At 70.3% G+C, this 21767-nt stretch carries 13 protein-coding genes; 4 read left to right on the plus strand and 9 right to left on the minus strand.

Annotated features, from left to right (window positions below; all coding sequences use genetic code 11):
* Position 1: 1 nt before the first annotated feature.
* Positions 2–934 carry a LysR family transcriptional regulator gene (locus tag K0H49_RS29030; RefSeq protein ID WP_219220152.1) on the minus strand — a complete coding sequence of 311 codons (933 nt, stop codon included), beginning with the start codon at positions 932–934 and terminating at the stop codon, positions 2–4.
* Between the two features lie 110 nt (positions 935–1044).
* Here K0H49_RS29030 and K0H49_RS29035 point away from each other — a divergent pair, with 110 nt between their 5' ends.
* Positions 1045–2463 (plus strand): M20 family metallopeptidase, encoded by a 1419-nt coding sequence (locus tag K0H49_RS29035; RefSeq protein ID WP_219220154.1) that lies wholly within the window; start codon positions 1045–1047, stop codon positions 2461–2463.
* 24 nt (positions 2464–2487) lie between these two features.
* The gene (locus K0H49_RS29040; RefSeq protein ID WP_219220155.1) at positions 2488–3474 is read left to right on the plus strand and encodes a Bug family tripartite tricarboxylate transporter substrate binding protein; all 987 of its coding nucleotides are present in this window, start codon (positions 2488–2490) and stop codon (positions 3472–3474) included.
* A gap of 15 nt (positions 3475–3489) precedes the next feature.
* On the opposite strand, the gene K0H49_RS29045 is transcribed toward K0H49_RS29040, so the two are convergent.
* Both K0H49_RS29045 and K0H49_RS29050 read right to left on the minus strand, forming a co-directional pair.
* Complete coding sequence (locus tag K0H49_RS29045; RefSeq protein WP_219220157.1) at positions 3490–4296, minus strand: alpha/beta fold hydrolase; 807 nt, start codon at positions 4294–4296, stop codon at positions 3490–3492.
* 1 nt (position 4297) lies between these two features.
* Positions 4298–5608: an O-acetylhomoserine aminocarboxypropyltransferase gene (locus K0H49_RS29050; protein ID WP_219220159.1), complete on the minus strand. Its 1311-nt coding sequence runs from the start codon at positions 5606–5608 to the stop codon at positions 4298–4300.
* 167 nt (positions 5609–5775) lie between these two features.
* Between K0H49_RS29050 and K0H49_RS29055 the strand changes: the two genes are divergently transcribed.
* The gene (locus tag K0H49_RS29055) at positions 5776–6231 is read left to right on the plus strand and encodes a CBS domain-containing protein (RefSeq protein WP_219220161.1); all 456 of its coding nucleotides are present in this window, start codon (positions 5776–5778) and stop codon (positions 6229–6231) included.
* 8 nt (positions 6232–6239) lie between these two features.
* Positions 6240–7445: a GAF domain-containing sensor histidine kinase gene (locus K0H49_RS29060; RefSeq protein WP_219220163.1), complete on the plus strand. Its 1206-nt coding sequence runs from the start codon at positions 6240–6242 to the stop codon at positions 7443–7445.
* 23 nt (positions 7446–7468) lie between these two features.
* On the opposite strand, the gene K0H49_RS29065 is transcribed toward K0H49_RS29060, so the two are convergent.
* The 6 genes from K0H49_RS29065 to treS all read right to left on the minus strand — a co-directional run bounded on the left by K0H49_RS29065 (position 7469) and on the right by treS (position 21747).
* Positions 7469–8347: an MBL fold metallo-hydrolase gene (locus tag K0H49_RS29065; protein WP_219220165.1), complete on the minus strand. Its 879-nt coding sequence runs from the start codon at positions 8345–8347 to the stop codon at positions 7469–7471.
* 138 nt (positions 8348–8485) lie between these two features.
* Positions 8486–13627 (minus strand): malto-oligosyltrehalose synthase, encoded by a 5142-nt coding sequence (locus K0H49_RS29070; RefSeq protein ID WP_219220167.1) that lies wholly within the window; start codon positions 13625–13627, stop codon positions 8486–8488.
* Positions 13620–15449, minus strand: a complete 1830-nt coding sequence (gene treZ / locus K0H49_RS29075) for a malto-oligosyltrehalose trehalohydrolase (RefSeq protein ID WP_219220169.1) — start codon at positions 15447–15449, stop codon at positions 13620–13622. Before treZ ends, K0H49_RS29070 begins: the two co-directional genes overlap by 8 nt.
* Positions 15446–17584: a glycogen debranching protein GlgX gene (gene glgX, locus K0H49_RS29080; protein ID WP_219220171.1), complete on the minus strand. Its 2139-nt coding sequence runs from the start codon at positions 17582–17584 to the stop codon at positions 15446–15448. Before glgX ends, treZ begins: the two co-directional genes overlap by 4 nt.
* 58 nt (positions 17585–17642) lie before the next feature.
* Positions 17643–18365 (minus strand): mechanosensitive ion channel family protein, encoded by a 723-nt coding sequence (locus tag K0H49_RS29085; RefSeq protein WP_219220173.1) that lies wholly within the window; start codon positions 18363–18365, stop codon positions 17643–17645.
* Positions 18366–18402: 37 nt separating this feature from the next.
* Positions 18403–21747: a maltose alpha-D-glucosyltransferase gene (gene treS / locus K0H49_RS29090; RefSeq protein WP_257625276.1), complete on the minus strand. Its 3345-nt coding sequence runs from the start codon at positions 21745–21747 to the stop codon at positions 18403–18405.
* Positions 21748–21767 lie beyond the last annotated feature (20 nt).

Raw genomic sequence — 21767 nt, forward strand, 5'->3', positions numbered from 1 at the left:
CTCAGCGCCGCGCGCGGCCGCGCTTGCGCCGCCCGGCGCTGGCGATGGCCTGCACCAGGTGCTGCACGAAGGCCTCGACCAGCGGCGGCAGCGTGCGGCCCTCGAGCGCCAGCACCTGCAGCTGGCGCTGCTGCAGCGGCGCCTCGGCGAAGGGCCGCGCCACCACCTCGCCGGCCTCGATCAGGTGCACCACCGTCAGGTGCCCCGACAGCATCACGTCGGGCGTGCGCAGCAGCGGCAGCAGCACCGACGAGAAATTGCTCACGAACAGCGCGCGGTACTGCAGGCCCTGCAGGCTGCAGGCCTGGTCGAAGAGCTGGCGTGCCGTGACGCCCTTGTCGCCCACGGCCGGCGGGTAGCGCACCGCATCGGCCACCGACACCACGCGCTGGCGCGCCAGCGGATGGTCGGGCCGCAGCACCGCGAACACCGGCGCGTTGGCCGCATGCGCGATGCGCAGGCCGGGCTCGGGCGCGACCACGTACTTGAGCGCGATGTCGGTCTCGCCGCGGGCCAGCAGCGCGCTCACGCCGTCGGGCGAGCCCACGTGCAGCTCGAGCTGGCAGCCCGGGTGCGCGGCCTCGAAGCCGCGCATCACCAGCGGCATGAAATGGCCTGCGAAGCCCTCGGTGCAGGCCATGCGGATGCGGCGCGCGCCCTGGCCGCCGAGGTCGCGCACTTCCTCCACCACCTGCTCGATGTCGCGCTGCGCATTGCGCAGGTGCGCGGCCAGCCGCTCGCCGGCCGCGGTCAGTGCCATGCCGCGCGCATGCCGCTCGAACAGCGGCGTGCCCAGGCTGTCCTCCAGCTTCGCGATCTGGCGGCTCACAGCCGACGAGGCCACGAACAGCCGCGCCGCGGCCTGGTTGACCGAGCCGCTGCGGGCCACTTCGAGGAAATGGCGCATCGGGATGCTGAGCAGGGGGAGGGACATGGCGGTACGTGTTGCCTTCAAGGCAATGGTAGCTTGCGAAAACGGTGCTGGAAGCATCGGCGTCCAGGCCTTGTACTTGCTGTATCCCACGCATCCACAGGAAATCGCCCATGCAACGCACCGACAGCCTCGCCGCCGCCGCCGCCTACTTCGACGACGGCCGCTTCTTCGCCGACCTGCAACGCCGCATCGCCTTCCGTACCGAGAGCGACACCGGCGCAGCCACGCCCGCGCTCGAGGCCTACCTGCGCGAGGCGCTGATGCCGCCGCTGGCCGCGCTGGGCTTCGAGGCCGAGGTCGTCGCCAACCCGGTGCCCGGCGGCGGCCCCTTCCTGATCGCGCGGCGCATCGAGGACCCGGCCCTGCCCACCGTGCTGAGCTACGGCCACGGCGACGTGGTGAGCGGCCAGGACGCGCAGTGGGACGCGGGCCTGGGACCCTGGGCGCTCACCGCGCGCGGCGAGCGCTGGTACGGCCGCGGCACGGCCGACAACAAGGGCCAGCACAGCATCGCGCTCGGCGCGCTGGCGGCCGTGCTGCAGGCGCGCGGCGGCCGCCTGGGCTACAACCTGACCTGGCTCATCGAGATGGGCGAGGAGGCTGCCTCGCCCGGCCTGCACGCGGTGTGCGTGCAGCAGCGCGACCAGCTGCGCGCCGACCTGTTCCTGGCCAGCGACGGCCCGCGCGTCAGCGCCGAGCGGCCCACGCTGTTCCTGGGCTCGCGCGGGGCGGTCAACTTCAGCCTGCGGCTGCGCGCGCGGCCCCGCGGCTACCACTCGGGCAACTGGGGCGGCGTGCTGGTGAATCCGGGCACGGTGCTGAGCCATGCGGTGGCCTCGCTGGTCGACGCGCACGGCCGCATCCGGGTCGAGGCACTGCGCCCGCCGCCGCTCACGCCGGCGCTGCGCGAGGCGCTGGCCGGGATCGCGATAGGGGGCGGCGCCGACGATCCGGCGGTCGACGACAGCTGGGGCGAGCCGGGCCTCACGCCCGCCGAGCGGCTGGTGGGCTGGAACACCATCGAAGTGCTGGCGTTGGGTGCGGGCTCGGCCCAGCGGCCGGTCAACGCGATCCCGGCGGAGGCGGTGGCGCACTGCCAATTGCGCTTCGTGGTCGGCACGCCCTGGCAGGAGCTGGAACAGATCGTGCGCGCACACCTCGATGCCCACGGTTTCGCGCAGGTCGAGGTGCAGGTCACGCTGAGCGGCGCGGCCACGCGGCTGGACCTGGCCAACCCCTGGGTCGACTGGGCCCGCGAGTCGATCGCGCGCAGCAGCGGCCGGCCGGTCGACCTGCTGCCCAATCTTGCGGGCTCGCTGCCCAACGACGTGTTCGCCAGCCTGCTGGGCCTGCCCACGCTGTGGGTGCCGCATTCCTACCCGGCCTGCGCGCAGCACGCGCCCAACGAGCACCTGCTGGCGCCCTTGGCGCGCGAGGGGCTGCAGATCATGGCCGGCCTCTACTGGGACTTGGGCGAGCCCGGCCTCGCGCCCTGGGCCGCGGGCCGGCTCTCCTCCCACACCGCCTGATCGATTCTTTTCTTCGTACGCACCATGACCCACCTCCGCACCCGTCGCCGCCTGCTGCTTGGCGCCTCTTCCCTGTGGCTTGCCGCCATGCCCGCACTGGCGCAGCCGAGCGCCTGGCCCGAACGCCCGATCAAGCTGGTCGTCCCCTTCCCGCCGGGCGGCGGCACCGACATCGTGGCGCGCGGCATGGGGCAGGCGCTGGCGGAGCGGCTGGGCCAGCCGGTCGTGATCGACAACCGGCCTGGCGCCTCGACCATCATCGGCACCGATGCGGTCGCCAAGGCCGCGCCTGACGGCTACACGCTGCTGCTTTCCGGTTCGACCAGCTACAGCGTGAATCCGGCCCTGCGGGCGAGGTTGCCCTACGACCCGGTGCGCGACCTGGCACCGATCGCGATCGTCGCGCGCACACCGCTGGTGCTGGTGGTGGGCCAGGGCACGCCGTACCGCTCGCTCAACGAGCTGATCGCCGCGGCCAAGGCCAAGCCGAAGGGCCTGCGCTACGCCACCTTCGGCGCCGGCTCGGGCCCGCACCTGGCGGGCGAATTGCTGGCGCTGGCGGCCGGCATCCAGCTGCAGGACATCCCGTACAAGGGCAGCGCGCAGGGCGCGATGGCGGTGATCGGCGGCGAGATCGAGATCGGCATCGACACCGTGGCTTCGGTGGCGCCGCATGTGCGCTCGGGCAAGCTGCGCGCGCTGGGCATCGTGGGCGCGACGCGTGCGAGCCTGCTGCCGGAGGTGCGCACGCTGGCCGAGCAGGGCCTGCCCGAAGCCACTTTCGACGCCTGGTACGGCTTCGCGGCGCCGGCCCGCACGCCGGTCCCGGTGATCGACAGGCTGGCGCAGGCCGTCGGCGCGACCATGGCCAGCCCGGCCCTGCAGGCGCAGCTGCGCGCGCAGGGCATGGAGCCGGTGTTCATCGGCGCGGCCGCCTTCCGCCAGCAGATGGAAGGCGAGATCGCGCGCTACCGCGCGCTGGCCCACCGCGCGGGCATCGCGGCGGAGTAGCGGCGGTGGGCTGGATCAGCCGGCCACGAAGTCGCGCAGCGCGAACAGCACCGCGTCGGGCGCCTCGCTCATCAGCGCGTGGCCGGCCTGCACCGTCACCACCCGGGCCTGGGGCGCCTTGCCGATCAGCGCCTTGGCGGCGCGCGGCGGCGTCATCTGGTCGGCTTCGCCGAGCAGGAACAGCACCGGGCACTGCAGCTTCGCGATCGCGGCTTCGCCGTTGGCGTAGTCGTTGCAGGCCTTGAAGCCGATGTGGAACACGTTGGCGTCGCGGTTGCTCGCCAGCACGCGGCGCATCAGCGCGCGCGAGCTGCCGTGCAGCCAGGTGCCCGGGCCCAGCGAGGAGGGCGGCGGCGCCATCATCGAGTGCGAGAAGGTGTTGACCATGGCGATCGCGCGCTGCGGGTCGTTGAGCGCGCCGTCGAGCAGCGCCGGCGACACCACCATCGGATAGGCCGTGCCGACCATCGCCAGGTGCGTCACGCGCTCGGGCGCGCGGGCCGCGGTCTCGAGCGCGATCAGCGAGCCGAAGCTGTGGCCGATCAGCGCTGCCTTGTCGACGCCGGCGGCATCGAGCAGCGCGATCACGAACTGCGCTGCGTCCTCCACGCTGGCCGGCGGCGGGCCTTCGCTCTTGCAGTGGCCGGGCAGGTCGATCGCCAGCACGTTCCAGCCGTGGTTGGCGAACCAGCGGCTCTGCAGGATCCACACGCTGTGGTCGTTGAGCACGCCGTGGATGAACACCACCGTGGGCTTGGCGGCGTCGAGGGACTTGCCGCCGGTGTAGGCGTAGGTGCGGTGGCCGTTGACGAGGAGTTCCATCTCAGGCCCCCGCCTTTTCCGCGGCCTTGAGCGCGCGCTTGAGGTCGTCGATCAGGTCGGCCGGGTCTTCCAGGCCGATCGACAGCCGGATCGTGCCCTGGCCGATGCCGGCGCCGGCCAGCGCTTCGTCGCTCATGCGGAAGTGCGTGGTGCTGGCCGGGTGGATCACCAGGCTGCGGCAGTCGCCCACGTTGGCCAGGTGGCTGAACAGTTTCAACGCTTCGATGAAGGCCTTGCCCTGCGCGCGGCTGCCCTTGATGTCGAAGCTGAACACCGCGCCCGCGCCGCGCGCGCCGTGGCGCAGCAGCTTCTTGGCCAGTTCGTGGCTGGGATGGGAAGGGATCAGCGGATGGCCCACGCGCGAGACGAAGGCGTGCTCGGCCAGGAACTCGACCACCTTCTGCGTGTTGTCGATGTGGCGCTCCATGCGCAGCGGCAGCGTTTCGATGCCCTGCAGGATCAGCCAGGCGGTGTGCGGGCTCATCGAGGCGCCGAAGTCGCGCAGGCCCTCGCGGCGCGCGCGCAGCAGGAAGGCGCCGACCGTGCTTTCCTCGCTGAACACCATGTTGTGGAAGCCGTCGTAGGCCTGGCTCAGCTCGGCGAACTTGCCCGACTTCTCCCAGTCGAAGCTGCCGCCGTCGACCACCACGCCGCCGATCACGGTGCCGTGGCCCGACAGGAACTTGGTCGCCGAGTGGTAGACCAGGTCGGCGCCGTGGTCGAAGGGCTTGATCAGGTAGGGCGAGGTCAGCGTCGAGTCGACCAGCAGCGGCACGCCGGCCGCATGGGCGATGTCGCTCACGGCCGGGATGTCGAGCACGTCCAGGCCCGGGTTGCCCACGGTCTCGCCGAACAGCAGCTTGGTCTCAGGGCGGATGGCGGCGCGCCAGCCGTCGAGGTCGTTGGGCTTGACGAAGGTGGTCTCGATGCCGAAGCGGCGCATCGTGTAGTGCAGCAGGTTCTGCGAGCCGCCGTACAGCGCCGTGCTGGCCACGATGTGCGAGCCGGCGCCCATCAGCGTGGCCACGCTCAGGTGCAGCGCGGCCTGGCCGCTGGCGGTGGCGATGGCGCCGATGCCGCCTTCGAGCGCCGACACGCGCTGCTCGAGCACCGCGTTGGTGGGGTTGCTGATCCGGCTGTAGACGTGGCCGGCGCGCTCGAGGTTGAACAGCGCGGCCGCGTGGTCGCTCGACTCGAAGACGAAGGAGGTCGTGAGGTGGATCGGCACGGCGCGCGCGCCGGTGGTCGGGTCGGGCGAGGCGCCGGCGTGCAGCGCGAGCGTGTCGAATCCGGGGTCGGAATAGCCTGGCATGGGTCTCCTGGGAAGTCGGTCTTGGAAGCCTGTAACGCCCGGTCACGCCTGCGGCGCGGAAGGGCGCGCACCGTGTGGTGCGATGGGCGGCTATTGTGAGCCAGATGGGCTATATTCAAAACGCAAACCGGCCCCTGTCAGAAGAGGATGACCCCGAGGTAAAAAAGATGAAAGTCAGCGACATCCTGCGTGTGAAGGGCAACACGCTGTACACCGTGACCCCCGACGAACCCCTGGCCGATGCCGTGACCACGATGGCCGACAAGGACATCGGCTCGCTGGTCGTGATGGAACACGGCGACCTGGTGGGCATGCTCACCTTTCGCGAAGTCATCGCCGCCATCGTGCGCAACGGCGGCCAGATCGGCGGCTCGCTGGTGCGCAAGGCCATGGACGACGCCCCCGTCACCTGCACCGCCGAGACCGACCTCGACGAGATCCGCCGCATCATGCTGGACCGCCACGCGCGCTACATGCCGGTCATGGACCAGCGCATGCTGATGGGCGTGATCAGCTTCTACGACGTGGCCAAGGCCGTGGTCGACAGCCAGAACTTCGAGAACAAGATGCTCAAGGCCTACATCCGGGACTGGCCGGCCGAGGACGAAGGCAGCGCGAGCTGACCAGGACCATGAGCGACAGCGCGGAAGCCATCGCCCGCGACATCGCTGCCGTGGCGCGCATCAGCGCCGTTCCTTCGCTGCTGCGCCTGATCTGCCAGAACACCGGCATGGGCTTCGCCGCGGTCGCGCGCGTGACCGACGGCACCTGGACCGCCTGCGCGGTGCAGGACGACATCCGCTTTGGACTCCTGCCTGGCGGCCAGCTCGACGTGAAAACCACGCTGTGCAGCGAGTCGCGCGCGGCCCGCCGCCCGGTGGTGATCGACAACGCCAGCCTCGACCCGCTCTACCGCGACCACCACACGCCGCGCATCTATCAGATCCAGAGCTACATCTCGGTGCCCATCATCCGGCCCGACGGCACCTACTTCGGCAACCTGTGCGCCATCGATCCGCGCCCGGCCGTGGTGTCGGACCCGCGCACGGTCACCATGTTCACGGTGTTCGCCGACCTGATCGCGCTGCAGCTGGAGAACGAAGACCGTCAGGAGGCCACCGAATCCGCGCTGGTCGATGCGCGCGCCACGGCCGAGCTGCGCGAGCAGTTCATCGCGGTGCTGGGCCATGACCTGCGCAATCCGCTGGCCGCGGTCGGTGCGGCCGCGGAGGTGCTGATACGCAGCAAGCCCGAAACCGACGTGGTGCGCATCGGCGAACGCCTGCGCGCGACCACCCGGCGCATGTCCAGGCTGATCGACGACGTGCTCGATTTCGCGCGTGGCCGGCTCGGCTCGGGGATGGGCCTGCATTTCGAGCCGGTGAACGACCTCGGCGCCGCGCTGGGCGATGTCGTGGCCGAACTGCGCGAGGCCAATCCGCACCGCGCCGTGACCGAGCACATCGCCGTCGACACGGCGGTGCGCTGCGACCGCGGGCGGCTGCAGCAGCTGCTGTCGAACCTGCTGGGCAATGCGCTGACCTACGGCGCAGTCGATCGGCCGGTGAGCGTGCGCGTCGCGGTCGAGGAAGACGCGCTGGTGCTGGCCGTGTCGAACCACGGCGAGCCGATCCGGGCCGACGACCTGCCGCGCGTGTTCGAGCCCTACTGGCGTCCGCGCAGCAGCGTGCCGGGCGGCGGTCTCGGGCTGGGCCTCTACATCTGCGCGCAGATCGTGCTGGCGCACGGCGGCGAGCTGCAGGTGGCGTCCTCGGCCGAGCATGGCACCTGCTTCACCGCGCGGCTGCCGGTGGCCGGCCCGGCCGCGCTCGCCTGAGCGCCGGCGCGCTCAGCCGGCACTCACCACTTCATTTCGCCCTTGGCGACCTTGGCACTGAGCTCGAGCGCCGAGGTGTCGACGAACGCGGGGTAGCGCTTCTTCATCGCCTCGATCAGCGCACCCGAATCCTTGGCCTTCGCCGCCTCGGTGTCGAAGGCACGGATGTAGTCGGCGGTGAAACGAGCCGCCTGCAGCGGCGTCGAAGGGCCAGGCACGAAGTGGCCCGGCACCACAGTCTTGGGGTGGAGGCCGTCGATGGTCTTCAACGTGGACAGCCAGTCGGTGTGCGATTTCGGTGTCTGCGTGTCGGCCGTCCACACATGCCGGTTGTTGGTCAGCACGACGCCGCCGACCACGGCCTTGAGCGACGGAATCCAGACGAAGCTGCGCTCGGGTTGCGGCCCCTTCAGGCCCATGACCTGCAGCGTGTGGCCCTCGAGCGTCAGGCGGTCGCCTTCGAGCACCTCAGGCACCAGCGTGGCTTTCGGCGCCTCGGCGCCCAGCTTCGGGCCCCAGAACGCGAGCTTGCCGGCGGCGGTCTCGCGGATGTGGGCCACCGTCTGCGGCGTGGCCACCACGCGGGCGTCGGGGAAGGCGGCCTTGACCGTTTCGAGGCCGAAGTAGTAGTCGGGGTCGCCGTGGCTGATGTAGATGGTCGTGAGCTTCTTGCCGCTGGCGCGGATCTTCTCGACCACTGCCTGCGCCTGGGCGGCGCCGAACTGCGCATCGACCAGCACGGCCTCGGACCGGCCGGTGACCAGCACCGAGGAGACCGGGAAGATGGCTTTCTCGCCGGGGTTGTAGACCTCGAGACGGAGGTCGGCCGCGAGCGCGGGAGCGGCGAGGCTCAGCGCGGCGAGCAGTGCGAAAAGGGGGCGGGCGAAAGGAAGGCGAAGCATCTGGATTTCCGACAAGTGACAGGAAATCCGAGCGTAGTTGTCCGAGATCCAATGAAAAATGGCGGAATCACGTTCGGTCTGTTTCTGAAACCGGTCGAATCAAGGGGTGGACCGCATGCGATCCACCCGCCATGCCGCTCAAGCCGGGGTGTCCACCGCGACCAGCGCCGCGCCCGGGAAGTGCGCGAAGAGTGCGCCCATCGGCAGCGCGCCATCGCGCACGGTCAGCACCTCGCCGGTGAGCACATTGCGCAGGCGCGTACCGTCGGGCCAGCCCGGCAGCCGCAACACCGTGTCGGCCCAGACCGCCTCGCCCAGCGGCAGCCAGCGCGCCGCCGCGTGTTCGGGCGCGGCCCACTCGACATCGCTCGACAGTCTGGCGAACAGCCGCCCCGCCACCACCACCAGCGCCCGGCCCTCGTGCCGGCGCGTGAAGGCCAGCACATGGTCGGCGCGCGCGCCCTCGGCCGCCAGCGCGGTGTAGTCGCCGTCACGGAACAGGGCGGGGTCGGCGCGGCGCAGCGCCAGCAGGCGCCACAGCACCCAGAGCTTGGCGCCGCCGTCGTGCGGTGCGGCCGCCAGCGCTTGGGCGCCCTCGGCCTTTTCCGGCGACTGGGTCAGCGCCGCCAGCCGGTCCAGCCAGCCCGCGCGCGCGGGGTAGTCGACCGGGCGCCGGTTGTCGGGGTCGACCAGGCTCAGGTCGGTGAGCTCGTTGCCCTGGTACAGATCGGGCACGCCCGGCGAGCCGTACTTGACCAGCGTCATCGACAGGCTGTTGAGCGCGCCGAACCAGGCCAGCGTGCGGCCCAGCGCCTGCAGGTCGTCGAGGAAGGGGTTGCCGTCGGTGCGCGCGAGGATGCGCTGCACGAAGCCGGTCAGCGCGTCTTCGTAGGGCTGGTCGGTGAAGACCCAGCTGGTGTGGACCTTGGACTCGCGCGCGGCCTTGAGCATGTAGGTCTGGATGCGCTCGACGTAGCCGGCGCGCGCATCGGTCGTGAGCCCGCCCGCGGGCAGCGTGCCCAACAGTGTCTGGTAGAGCAGGTACTCGTCCGCCGCTGACGGGCCGGGCCGCGCCTCGTTGATGCGGTTCATCGCGCGCCAGCGCCGCAGCGCGAGCCGCCAGGTGGCCGGGATCTCCGAGAGCACGTCGATGCGCGTGCGGACGTCTTCCGAGCGTTTGTTGTCGTGCGTGGAGGTGGCCAGCATGGTGTGCGGCCAGCGCGCGGCGCGGTCGGCGCTGGCGGCGTGGAAGTCGGCCACCGTCATGCCGAAATGTGCGGGCTCGCCGCCCACCTCGTTGAGCGAACTCAGCGGGAAATAACGGTAGAAGGCGGTGTCCTCCACGCCCTTGGCCGTGACCGGCGCGCTGAACTGCTGGAAGCGGATGGCCAGCCGCAGCGCGCGGGCACGCAGCGAGTCGTGCGCATCGGGCACGGTTTCGCCCAGCAGCGTGAGCCGCAGGAAGTCGAACACCGAGCCGTCGGCGTCGCGGCTGCGCCGGCGCGCCTCGTCGACCGCGCGGTCGATGTAGTGGCGGTCCTGCGCGGAGGGCGCCTCCAGGATGTAGCTGCGGTAGACCGGCAGGCAGGCCGCCACTTCCGACAGCGCGCGGCGCAGCGTGTTGAGCGTGTAGTCGCGGGTGCGGCGGTCGGCGCGCGCGATGCGCAGCAGCTCGCTCGACAGCACGTTGAGCTCCGACGACAGCGCGTTGCGCATGATGGCGCGCTTGCCCTCGTAGGCCAGCTCCTCGAAGGGCTGCAGCACGCCGGTGAAGCTGCGCCAGATGCGCGCGAAGCGCTCGGCGGCGGCGGTATCGACCAGCACGCCGTTGACCACGGTCGCGAAGCGGTAGCCCGTGGTGCCGTGGATCGCCCACTGCACCGGCACCTCTTCCTGCGAGGCCGCGATCTTCTCGGCCACCACATAGAGCGGCCGCGCGGGCCGGCCCTGGGCGTCGGGCCCCGGCAGCACCAGGCCGGCACGGCGCGCGTAGCCCTGCTGCAGTCGGTCGAAGTACTGGGCCGGGTCGTACAGGCCGTCAGGGTGGTCGATGCGCAGCCCGTCGACCGCGCCCGCGGCCGCCAGGTCCAGCGCCATGCCCTGCGTGGCCTCGAAGACGGGCTCGCGCTCGATGCGCAGGGCCGCGAGTTCGTTGATGTCGAAGAAGCGCCGGTAGTTGATCTCGTCGGCCGCCACGCGCCAGTACGCGACGCGGTAGGCCTGCGCGTCGAGCAGCGCATGCAGCGCGTCGCGTTCGGCCGGCGCGTTGAGGTCGGCCACCGCGGCGGCGATGGCCTGCGCCACGTCGAGCTGGCGCATCACCAGCCGGGCCAGCCGGCTCTTGAGCAGTTCCTTGTCGCGCGCCCGTTCGGCGACTGCCTCGGGTTCGGGCGCCTCGCGCGCGGGCAGGTGGCCGAAGGAGGTCGCGATGCTGGCCAGGCTGTCGGCCAGCTCGGGGTCGGCGAGCCGGGCCTGGGCCCGCTCCAGCACGCGCGGGTAGGTCTCGGGCGCGAGCGGCAACCGGTGTTCGTGGTAGCGCAGCGCCAGGCTGCCGTTGTCGGCGTCGAAGGCCAGCACCAGTTCACCGCGCGCCAGCACGTCGCCGTAGTGGTCGCCCAGCACCGGCACCAGCACCTTGCCGTGCAGCTCGGCATTGAGCGGCTGCCAGTCGATGTCGAAGTGCTGCGCGTAGAGCGATGCCGGGCCGTTCTCGAGCACGTCCATCCACCAGGCGTTGTCGGCACCCAGCACCCCCATGTGGTTGGGGACCAGGTCGAGCAGCTGGCCCATGCCCTGCGCACGCAGCGCGGCCGTGAAGCGTTCGAAGCCCTCGGGCCCGCCGAGCTCGGGGTTGATCTGGTCGTGCGCCACCACGTCGTAGCCGTGCATGCTGCCCGGCCGCGCGCGCTGGATCGGCGAGCAGTAGACATGGCTCACGCCCAGCCGCGCGAGATAGGGCAGCACCGCGATCGCATGGTCGAAGGTGAAGTCCTTGTGGAACTGCAGCCGGTAGGTCGCGCGCGGCACCAGCGTCTCGATGCCGCGGCCTGCCGCCGGTGTGCGGGCCGGGTGCGGGCGCACCGTTTCGAGCGTCCTGAACAGTTGCAGCGTGGGCTCGTCGGTGGCCAGCTGCTGCAGGTCGAGCGTGAGCTTGCGCTGCCAGTTGGGATGGGCGTCGGTGGTGCCGGGCATGTTGGCCTGCTCGATCTGGCCGATCGCATCCTCGAGCTGCACCATCATGACTTGCGACGGCGTGCTGGCCAGAAAGGCGTGCAGTGCGGTCACGGTCTCGGGTGCCAGCACCTGCGCGCCGATGGCTTCGGCCATGGCGTCGCTGGAGAGCAGGCCGGCGCGCTGCACCGCGAGCAGCAGGCGCACGCGCTCCTGGGCACGGTCGAACAGCTGCTGCTCGAACAGCGCCTGGTTCGGGAACAGGCCCAGCGCCAGCCGCAGCCGCAGGTCGTGGCCGGCCCACCAGCCGGTGAGCGTGGCCAGGTCGTGCGTGCTGATCGCCACCAGCGCATGGCGCGGGTAGTCGGCCGGCGCCTTGAATTCGCCGTCGTGGCCGCGCTCGAAATACATCAGCCGGTACGACAGCACTTCGAAGCGCGCCAGCGCGCCGCGCATCTCGTCGGCCACCGTGCCCAGGTCCTCGCCGATCACCATGCACTGCGCGCGCTGGCTTTCGATCGCGACCACGGCCAGCATCTCGTGCAGCGCGTAGTGCACGTAGGCACCGTCGTGCGGCGTCTGGCCCGGCGGAATCCAGAACAGGCGCATCAGTCCCATCACATGGTCGATGCGCAGCGCGCCCACGCCGCGCATGTTGGCGCGCAGCGTCTCGATGAAGAAGCGGTAGCCGCTGGCGCGCAGCTTGTCGGGCCGCAGCGGCGGCAGGCCCCAGCCCTGGCCGTTGGGGTTGAACTCGTCGGGCGGCGCGCCCACGCTCGCGCCGTGCGCGAAGCTGTCGCCCTGGCACCAGGCGTCGGAGCCGGCACGGTCGACCGACACCGCGAGGTCCAGGTAGAGGCCCACGGCCATGCCCAGTGCCGCGCACTGGTCGCTGGCACGCTGGAGCTGGCGTGCGGCCTGCCATTGCAGGTACTCGAAGAAGCCGACGCGCCCGGGCTGGGTCTCGGCGAAGCGCGCGACCTCGGCCGAGGCCGGGTCGCGGTAGGCCTCGGGCCACACGGGCCAGCCCCAGACCGAGGCATCGGTCTCGAAGAAGTGGGCCTGCAGCGCCTCGAACAGTGCATGGCGGCGCAGGGCCTCGCCGCGCTCGGCGCGGAAGGCTTCGAAGGCCGCCGCGGTGGCGCTGCGGCCGCTGCGCTGCTGCGCGCGGAAGTGCGCGTGCAGCAGTTCGAGCACCTCGAACTTGGCGGCGGCGACACCGGGGTAGTCGACCAGCGGCGCCTCGCGCAACGCCACCAGTCGGGCCTGGAAGTCGGGTGATTGCACCAGGCGCTGCGCGGGCTCGCAGTCGCGGAATTCCTCCACCGCCTCGACGTCGATGTAGAGCACGTCGAGCATCAGCCGCGACGAGGGGCTGTAGGGGCTGGCGTGCGCCGGGTTGTGCGGGAACAGTGCGTGCAGCGGGTTCAGGCCGATGATGCCGGCGCCGCGCGGCGCGATCTGCTGCGCGAGCTGCGCCAGGTCGCTGAAATCGCCGATGCCCCAGTTGCGCGCCGAGCGCAGTGCATAGAGCTGCACGGCCGGGCCCCAGACGCGGCCGTCGCCGTCGAGCGCCGGCGGCCGGTAGCAGTGCGGCGGTGCGGCCAGCACCAGGGTCTCGCCGGGCAGGCCGTCGAGGCGCAGCCGGTGGTAGCCCACGGGCAGCGCGAGGCCGATGCTCAGGCGCCGCTCGCTGCGCACGGCGCCGTCGACTTCGGTGCGCGCGATCTCGGGGGCGTGCTGCAGGTCGACGCGGCCATGGTGCGGCGTGCCGTCCTCGGCATGCACGGTCCAGGCGGCTTCGGTGGCATCGGCGGGCAGGCGCACGGCGAGCGACCAGCCGGCCTGCCCGGCGTCGATCGCCACGGCCGGCGGCAGCGCCTCGCGCCAGGACTGCGATTGCACCTGCGCCAGGGTCTCGTGGGGCAGCGCGCTCGCATCGACGCCGAAGCTGCCGAGCAGTGCGACCAGGTTGGCCGGCGCGATGACATGGCGATGGCCGAAGATGTCGTGGTAGTCGGTCGCGATGCCGAAATGGGCGCACAGGCGCTGCAGCGCGTCGTGCTCGCCATGCGGGGCCGAGTGAGGGAGGTGCGGGGCGTCAGACAAGCGGGGTCTCCTCGAGGGTCACGCACACGGCGCCGGGCTTCAGCTGGCCCGAGCCGGCATCTATGCCCCAGGCATATAGCAAGTCTCCGGCCAGCGGCGCAGCTTCGGCAGGCTGGGGGCCGAAATGGGCCAGCAGCTGGAGCCGGGCGGTCGTGCCCGGCACGGCGCCCCCGACCGTCCATTCGACGCGCAGCGCTGCGCCGTCGCGCCAGAAGCGTCCGCCATGGTGCTGGCCGGCCAGCCGCGGCACCAGGCGGTCGCGGCGCAGCGCCAGCAGGGCGCGCACGTGGGCGAGCATCGCGGCGTGGGGGCCGGTCTCGCGCTCCTCCCATTTCAGTTTCGACGCGAGGAAGCTCGATGCCGCGTTCGGATCGGGAATGCGCGCCCGCGCGGCCTCGTCCTTGAAGGCTGCAAAACCGCCGAACTCGGCGCGCCGGCCTTCGGACACCGCGGCCGCAAGCTCGGGGCCGAAGTCGCAGAAGTAGAGGAAGGGCGTCGACGCCGCGTATTCCTCGCCCATGAAGAGCATCGGCGTGTGCGGCGACAGCAGCAGGCAGGCGTAGGCGGCGCGCAGCAGCACCGGGTCGGCCAGCATCGCGATGCGGTCGCCGAAGGCGCGATTGCCCACCTGGTCGTGCGTCTGCAGGAAGGACACGAAGGCCGCCAGCGGCAGCTGGTCGCTCGGTTCGCCGCGGCGTTCGCCGTTGCGGAAGCGCGAGGGCTGGCCCTGGTAGACGAAGCCCTGCGCCAGCGCGAGGCCGAAGCTCCCGACCGCGTCGTCCGCATAGTCGGCGTAGTAGCCGTCGCGCTCGCCGGTGGCCAGCACATGGGCCGCATGGTGCAGGTCGTCGTTCCACTGCGCGGTGGCGCACAGCGGCGCATGGTCGGCGCCGCGTTCGAGGTAGTGGGCGCCGTTGGCATCGTTCTCCAACACCACGTGCACCTGGCGTTCGCGGCCCGGTCCGTCGCGCAGCGCGGCGCAGATCTCGCTCACGATGTCCGGCGTGGAGTCGTCGCGGATCGCATGCACGGCGTCCATGCGCAGGCCGTCGAAGCGGAACTCCTCGACCCAGTAGAGCGCGTTGTGCACGAAGAAGTCGCGCACGGTGCGCGCCTGCTCGCCGTCGTAGTTGATGGCCGCGCCCCAGGGCGTCTGGTGCGCGGGGTTGAAGAAGGCCGGGCTGCCCGCGTGCAGGTAGTTGCCTTCGGGGCCAAAGTGGTTGTAGACCACGTCGATCAGCACCATCAGTTCAAGCGCATGGGCCGCGTCGACCAAGGCCTTGAGCTCGTCGGGCGTGCCGTAGGCCGCATCGGGCGCGAACAGCAGCACGCCGTCGTAGCCCCAGCCGCGCGCGCCCGGGAAGTCGGCCACCGGCATGAGTTCGATGACGGTGAAGCCCAGCGCGGCGAGCTCGGGCAGGCGCTTCTGCGCGGCGGCAAACGTGCCTTCGGGCGTGAAGGTGCCGATGTGCAGTTCGTAGATCGCGGCCTCGGTCCAGGGCCGGCCGCGCCAGGCGTCGTCGCGCCATGCGTAGGTGGACGGGTCCACCACTTCGCTGGCTTCATGCACGTCGTCCGGGTTGCGGCGCGAGGCCGGGTCGGGCACGGCCGTGCCGTCGGGCAGGCGGAAGCGGTAGCGGTCGCCGGCTGCGGCCGCGGCCACGTCGAGCACGTGCCAGCCGCCGTCCTTGCGCGCCATCGGCAGCACCTCTTTGCCGCGTTCGAGCGCAACGCGCTCATGGCCCGGCGCCCAGTAGCAGAAGCGCACGCCGCCGCCGTCGAGGAGGGCGGCGCCGAAGGGCATGGCATGGCGGTGTTTCATGGGGTCTTCCTGAGGGGCCGGCTCAACAGCACCAGCGATCGGCAGTGCAGGGTGAGGCTCGGCGTGTCGAGCGGAGGGTGCGCTTCGGTGAGCGCGTCGTGGGTGGTGTCGAGCACGACCTGCCAGGGGCCGCCGCCGTCGACGGGCAGCACGAAGTCGAGGTGCTCATGGTGGGCGTTGAAAAGCAGGAAGAAGTCGTCGTCTTCCAGCGTCTCGCCGCGCGCGCCCATGTCGGCGATGCCGCGGCCCGACATGAACATGCCGATGCAGCGCGCGTTGCCGTCGTTCCAGTCGTCGGCGTTCATTTCCTGGCCGTCGGGCCGGTACCAGACCAGGTCCTTGGCCTCGGCGCCGTCGAGCGGCGCGCCGCGGAAGAAGCTGCGCCGGCCGAAGGACGGATGGCGGCGCCGGAAGTGCACCAGGTGGCGGGTGAAGTCGCGCAGCGCCTCGCGCTCGGCGTCGAGCTTCCAGTCGATCCAGCCCAGCGCGTTGTCCTGGCAGTAGACGTTGTTGTTGCCGTCCTGCGTGTGGCCCGACTCGTCGCCGGCCAGCAGCATCGGCACGCCCTGCGACAGCAGCAGCGTGGCCAGCATGTTGCGCTTCTGGCGCGCGCGCAGGGTGCGGATCTCGGGATCGTCGGTGGGGCCCTCGACGCCGCAGTTCCACGACACGTTGTTGCTGTTGCCGTCGCGGTTGCCCTCGCCGTTGGCCTCGTTGTGCTTGTCGTTGTACGACACCAGGTCGTGCAGCGTGAAGCCGTCGTGCGCGGTGATGAAGTTGATGCTCGCGTGCGGCTGCTTGCCCGACCAGCCGTACAGGTCCTGCGAGCCGGTCAGGCGCTTGGCCACTTCGCCCAGCAGGCCGCCGTCGCCCTTCCAGTAGCCGCGCATGCTGTCGCGGTACTGGTCGTTCCATTCGGCCCAGCCCAGCGGGAAGTTGCCCACCTGGTAGCCGCCGTGGCCCAGGTCCCAGGGCTCGGCAATCAGCTTGACGCGGTTGAGCACCGGGTCCTGGCGGATCGCGTCGAAGAAGCCGCCCAGGTTCTCGACCTTGCCCGCCTCGCGCGCCAGCGCCGAGGCCAGGTCGAAGCGGAAGCCGTCGACGTGCATCTCCTCGACCCAGTAGCGCAGCGAGTCCATCACCAGCTGCAGCGCGCGCGGGTGCTCGAGGTTGACCGTGTTGCCGCAGCCGGTGAAGTCGTCGTAGTAGCGCCGGTTCTCCGCATTGACGATGTAGTAGGACGCGTTGTCCACGCCGCGCAGCGACAGCGTGGGGCCCAGCTGGTTGCCTTCGCAGCTGTGGTTGTAGACCACGTCGAGGATCACCTCGATGCCCGCGGAGTGCAGCGTCTTCACCATGGTCTTGAATTCCTTGACCTTGCGCGACGCGCTGTAGCGCATCTCGGGCGCGAAGAAGCCCAGCGTGTTGTAGCCCCAGTAGTTCTGCAGTCCGTTCTCGACCAGGTGGCGGTCGTTGAGGTAGCTGTGCACCGGCAGCAGCTCGACGGTGGTGATGCCCAGGCGCTGCAGGTAGTCGATCACCGGGGCGGTGGCCAGCGCCGCGTAGGTGCCGCGCAACTCGGGCGGCACCGCGGGGTGCTGCATGGTGAAGCCGCGCACGTGCATCTCGTAGATCACCATGTCCTGGCGCGCGATCTTCGGGCGGCGGTCCTCGCCCCAGGTGAAGGCGGTCTCGAGCACGCGGCCCTTGGGCATCAGCGCGGCGCTGTCGCGGCGGTCGAAGGACAGGTCCTCGCGCTTGCTGCCGATGGTGTAGCCGTAGAGCGCATCGCCCCAGCGCAGCTTGCCGACCAGGTCCTTGGCGTAGGGGTCGATCAGCAGCTTGTGGGGGTTGAAGCGATGCCCTTCCTCGGGCTTGTAGGGGCCGTGCACGCGGTAGCCGTAGGCCATGCCGGGGCGCGCCTCGGGCAGGTAACAGTGCCAGACGTCGTCGGTGCGCTCGCGCATCACGATGCGCTGCAACTCGTGGCGGCCGGTGTCGTCGAACAGGCAGAGCTCGACCTTCTGCGCATGCTGGGAGAAGAGGGCGAAGTTCACGCCTTCGCCGTCCCAGGTGGCACCGCGCGGGTAGGCGGTGCCGGGCCACACGACGTGGATCGGGTTTGCTGATTTCATGGAAGCGGTGCCTGGCGAAAGGGAAAGACGGAAGAAACGCGGGCGCCGCGCGCGCGGCTCAAGGCAGCTTGTCGCGCTTGTCGCCCAGCCGGTCGGCGCGGTCCTTGAGCGATTGGCCGCGGCGCGGCCACCACTCCTCGATGCGCTCGGCCGCCCAGTCCTTGCCACCCAGGCCGAAGGCCAGCGCGATGGCGAACACCACGCCGCCCAGCAGGATCAGGAAGCTCTCGCGGATGATGTCGCCGCCGACCTTGATCTGGTCGAGCGCGATCAGCACCACGAAGGCCAGCACCGCGTACTGCGCGAGCTTGCCCAGCAGCAGTGCGTCCTGCATCTTCACGTTGCGGCAGTAGGTGGTCACGGTGTCGCCGATGAAGCGTGCGAAGTACGAACCGAAGGCCAGGACCAGCAGCGCCACGAACACGTTGGGCACGAACCAGACCACGCGCCCCAGCAGGTCGGTGATGTAGGTCAGGCCCAGGCCGTTGAAGGCGATCAGCAGCGCGGCCAGGATCACCAGCCAGTAGACCAGCACGCCGAAGACGGAGGTGGTGTCGCCGGCCATGCCGCCCTGGCGCAGGAAGCCGTCGAGGCCCGAGCGTTCGGTCAGCACGTTGAAGTTGATCGCGCGCAGCGCCTTCACGACCGCGAAGCGCGCCACCTTGGCCAGCAGCCAGCCCCCGATGACCACCACCACGGCGATCAGGAGCCGGGGCAGGAAGGCGCCGATCTGGAACAGGATGGCCCTGACGGGCTCCAGGTGAATGCTGAAATTGTCCATGGTGTGTCTCTCCGGTGCCGGGGCGTGGATGTTCAGTTCAATGCTTGCGTTCGACCAGCGCCAGGATGCCCTGCAACGGCACCTGCACCCAGTCGAGGCGGTTGTCGAGTTCGTAGCGCAACTCGTACATCGCCTTCTCGAACTCGAAGAGTGCGAGCAATCGCGCGGCCGATTCGGCCGTCTGCGTGGATCCGCCTTGCGCCATGCGGGCGGTGTAGGCCGCGAGGAAGGCTTCGCGCGTTTCCGCCTCCCAGTCGCGTGCCGCGGGTTCGAGCCGCGCCAGTTCGTCGGCGCTCTGCGCCACGCGGCGCAGGGCCGACCAGCGCGCATAGTTGAACGAACGCACCATGCCGGCCACGTCGCGCAGTGCCGAGCTGCGCTGGCGGCGCTCCTCGAAGCTGCGGGCCGGTTCGCCCTCGAAGTCGATGATCAGGAAGTCGTTGCGCGAGACCAGTACCTGGCCCAGGTGGTAGTCGCCGTGGTAGCGGGTCTTGACGCCGGTCTGCCCGTCGAGCGGGAAGTCGGCCACGCGGGCCCGCACTTCCGAGGCGCGCGCCAGCAGGCGCTTGGCCTCGTCCTGCAGTTCGGGCGGCAGGTCGGTCAGGCGCTCGGCCAGCCGGTCGAGCGTGCGGCCTGCGCCGTCGGCGGCGCGTTCGCGCCAGCCGATCACGTCTTCGGTGGTCATCGGCTCGGGGTCGAAGGCCGGGTTGCCGGTGCGTTTGGACAACGCCAGGTGCAGCTCGGCCGTGCGCTCGCCCAGCGTGTGCATCAGCGAGAGGAAGCCGCCGTGCACGTCGGCCGGTTGCGGCGCGTCCATGGTGCGCAGGGCCTCGAGGTAGCGCTCGAGGTAGCTCAGCGTGTAGTCCCAGCCGTCGCCTTGGTTGGGCACGAAGGCCTGGACCATCGCCAGCGTCATGGTGCTGCCGTCGTCGGCCATGTACTCCAGTGCGCCGGCCACCGGCACGCAGTTCGGGTACTTCGCGACCTCGGTCAGGAAGCGGCCCATCTCGAGCTCGGGATTGATGCCCGCGCGCAGCCGGCGGTAGCCCTTGAGGAACAGGCTCTCGCCCAGCGTGACCACGGTGTTGCTGCTCTGCGCGGTCGGTGCGGTGACGGGCAACGACGCCACGTCGTCACCGGCCAGGCTCGCGAAGGCCGCGGTGTGGCTGAAGCGCAGCCGGCCGCCGGCGGTCGCCAGCTCGGTGCCGCGGCCCATGGCCTCGACCAGCGAACGGCAGAAGCTCTCGTCGAAGAAGGCGTCGGCCATCACGCCCACGTTGGCCTGCTGGCGCACCTTGGCAACCGGGCAGGCCATCAGGGCCTTGAGGCGTTCTTCCTCGCTGTCTTCCCAGGCCAGGGCCAGCGGCATGAAATAGGTGGCGGCCTCGACCGGACCGTCGAGCTCGAGCAGCGGCAGCATCCAACTGCGGCCGTCGACTTCCCACACCGCCTGGTCGCGCAGCCGGGCCCGCAGGATGCTCGTGCCCTTGGAGGCGTACCAGCGCTGTGTCTCGACATGGCGCGGCAGCGTCTCGGTCTCGAGCTGCAGCCGCATGCGTTCGGCCATGCCGATGCGCCAGGGCATCACGCGGTCGCGGAAGAAGCTGGTCCAGCCGTCGAACAGCACCAGCACCGCGCGGTCCTGCAGCGGCGTGCCTTCCTGGTGCCAGCTGGGCATCGGCGCCTCGGCCGAGAGCCGGAACCAGTAGAAGCCGTGCGAAGGCAGCGTGAGCAGGTAGGGCAGCTCGCCGATCGGCGGGAAGGGGGTCTTGCCCAGCATCTCGACCGGCACCCGGCCCTTGAACATCGACAGGTCGAGTTCCACCGGCTGGGCTGTGCGCGACAGGTTGAACACGGTGAGGATGATGTCGTCCTCGTGCTCGCTGAGGTAGGCCAGGATCTTGCGGTTGCCGGGCTTGAGGAAGCGCCGCTGGCCGCGGCCGAAGGCGCGGCTGGTCTTGCGCACGGCGAGCATGCGCTTGGTCCAGTTGAGCAGCGAGCTGGCTTCGCGCGACTGCGTCTCGACGTTGAGCGCCTCGTAGCCGTACATCGCGTCCATGATGGGCTGCAGGTACAGGCTCTGCGGGTCGGCGCGCGAGAAGCCGGCGTTGCGGTCGGGACTCCACTGCATCGGCGTGCGCACGCCGTTGCGGTCGCCCACGAACACGTTGTCGCCCATGCCGATCTCGTCGCCGTAGTAGATGATGGGCGAGCCCGGCATCGACAGCAGCATGCTGTTCATCAGCTTGATGCGGTCGTTGTCGTTTTCCATCAGCGGCGCGAGCCGGCGCCGGATGCCCAGGTTGATGCGCGCGCGCGGATCTGCGGCGTACATCCGGTACATGTAGTCGCGCTCCTTGCTGGTCACCATCTCGAGCGTGAGCTCGTCGTGGTTGCGCAGGAAGATGGCCCACTGGCAGCCGTCGGGGATGTCGGGCGTCTGCTGCAGGATCTCGATGATCGGGTCGCGGTCTTCCTGCGCGATCGCCATGTACATGCGCGGCATCAGCGGGAAGTGGTAGGCCATGTGGCACTCGTCGCCATTGCCGAAGTACTCGCGCACGTCCTCGGGCCACATGTTGGCCTCGGCCAGCAGGAAGCGGTTGGTGTATTCGGCGTCGATCGCGGCGCGCAGCTGCTTGATCACCGCGTGCGTCTCGGGCAGGTTCTCGTTGCTGGTGCCGTCGCGCTCGACCAGGTAGGGAATGGCATCGAGACGGAAGCCGTCGACGCCCATGTCCAGCCAGAAGCGCATCGTCTTGAGGATGGCCTCCATCACCGCCGGGTTGTCGAAGTTGAGGTCGGGCTGGTGGCTGAAGAAGCGGTGCCAGAAGTACTGCTTGGCCACCGGGTCCCAGGTCCAGTTCGAGGTCTCGGTGTCGGTGAAGATGATCCGCGTGCCCTGGTAGATCTGGTCGGTGTCGCTCCACACGTAGAAGTTGCGCTCGGGCGAGCCGGGTGGCGCGAGCCGGGCGGCCTTGAACCACGGGTGCTCGCTGGAGGTGTGGTTGATCACCAGCTCGGTGATCACGCGCAGGCCGCGCGCATGGGCCGCGTCGAGCATCTCCTTGAAGTCGGCCAGCGTGCCGTACTGCGGATGCACGTTCTCGTATTCGGAGATGTCGTAGCCGTCGTCGCGCAGCGGCGAGGGGTAGAAGGGCATCAGCCAGATGGTGTTGACGCCCAGCTCCTTGACGTAGTCGAGCTTCGCGGTCACGCCCTTGAAGTCGCCCATGCCGTCGTTGTTGCTGTCGAAGAAGGCCTTGACGTTGAGCTGGTAGATGACCGCATCGCGGTACCACTGCGGATCGTCGCTGGTGTCGATCTCCGGGGTTTCCAGCGTGAGGGCGGGCAGGGTGGGCGAGGGTGCGTTCAGTGCCATGGCGCGTCTTTCTGCTTCTT

Source organism: Variovorax boronicumulans (genome assembly GCF_019352895.1).
GTDB classification, from domain to species: domain Bacteria; phylum Pseudomonadota; class Gammaproteobacteria; order Burkholderiales; family Burkholderiaceae_C; genus Variovorax; species Variovorax boronicumulans_A.

Bases quoted from the DNA above. Each gene is read 5' to 3' on its own strand.
- K0H49_RS29030 (WP_219220152.1), bottom strand. From the start codon at position 934: ATGTCCCTCCCCCTGCTCAGCATCCCGATGCGCCATTTCCTCGAAGTG.
- K0H49_RS29035 (WP_219220154.1), top strand. From the start codon at position 1,045: ATGCAACGCACCGACAGCCTCGCCGCCGCCGCCGCCTACTTCGACGAC.
- K0H49_RS29040 (WP_219220155.1), top strand. From the start codon at position 2,488: ATGACCCACCTCCGCACCCGTCGCCGCCTGCTGCTTGGCGCCTCTTCC.
- K0H49_RS29045 (WP_219220157.1), bottom strand. From the start codon at position 4,296: ATGGAACTCCTCGTCAACGGCCACCGCACCTACGCCTACACCGGCGGC.
- K0H49_RS29050 (WP_219220159.1), bottom strand. From the start codon at position 5,608: ATGCCAGGCTATTCCGACCCCGGATTCGACACGCTCGCGCTGCACGCC.
- K0H49_RS29055 (WP_219220161.1), top strand. From the start codon at position 5,776: ATGAAAGTCAGCGACATCCTGCGTGTGAAGGGCAACACGCTGTACACC.
- K0H49_RS29060 (WP_219220163.1), top strand. From the start codon at position 6,240: ATGAGCGACAGCGCGGAAGCCATCGCCCGCGACATCGCTGCCGTGGCG.
- K0H49_RS29065 (WP_219220165.1), bottom strand. From the start codon at position 8,347: ATGCTTCGCCTTCCTTTCGCCCGCCCCCTTTTCGCACTGCTCGCCGCG.
- treZ (WP_219220169.1), bottom strand. From the start codon at position 15,449: ATGAAACACCGCCATGCCATGCCCTTCGGCGCCGCCCTCCTCGACGGC.
- glgX (WP_219220171.1), bottom strand. From the start codon at position 17,584: ATGAAATCAGCAAACCCGATCCACGTCGTGTGGCCCGGCACCGCCTAC.
- K0H49_RS29085 (WP_219220173.1), bottom strand. From the start codon at position 18,365: ATGGACAATTTCAGCATTCACCTGGAGCCCGTCAGGGCCATCCTGTTC.
- treS (WP_257625276.1), bottom strand. From the start codon at position 21,747: ATGGCACTGAACGCACCCTCGCCCACCCTGCCCGCCCTCACGCTGGAA.